The following is a 393-nucleotide window of genomic DNA, read 5'->3' as shown; positions in this document are numbered from 1 at the left end:
GCCTGGCAGGCAGCCGCCTGCGCGGCCAGCCAGTCGATGAACGCACGGTGCTCGGCCTGCCGGCTCTTGCCCATGAAATGCTGGACCAGGTGCCAGTCGGAAGAGTGCAGCAGACGCAAAATGGAGGGCTTTCCAGAAAGGTGCATCCGGGCGGCTGGCGCCCTCGGGTGCGGGTATGCGATAATGGTAGGCTTTTTCGAAGCGGAAAGTGCGTCGCAATGGGTACGGCGTGGCTACCGCAGCAGCCCCCTTGAAAGGACCATGCCATGAAAGAAGGCATTCACCCCAACTACCGCGAAGTGCTCTTCGTGGACCTGTCCAACGGCTTCAAGTTCGTGATCCGTTCCTGCGTCAACACGAAGGAAACCGGCACGACCGACGACGGCCGCGAAC

1 protein-coding gene is annotated in these 393 nt (G+C 61.8%); it reads left to right on the top strand.

Translation table 11 applies throughout. The features are described from left to right. Positions 1-266 precede the first annotated feature (266 nt). The coding region (locus K9U40_RS24980) for a 50S ribosomal protein L31 (RefSeq protein ID WP_282892630.1) at positions 267-393 on the top strand (127 nt) is incomplete at its 3' end.

It is taken from the genome of Xanthobacter autotrophicus (genome assembly GCF_030015065.1).
Lineage (GTDB): Bacteria > Pseudomonadota > Alphaproteobacteria > Rhizobiales > Xanthobacteraceae > Xanthobacter > Xanthobacter autotrophicus_D.
The sequence above is the reverse complement of the archived record's forward strand: the minus strand, read 5'-3'. Positions and strand labels throughout refer to the sequence as shown.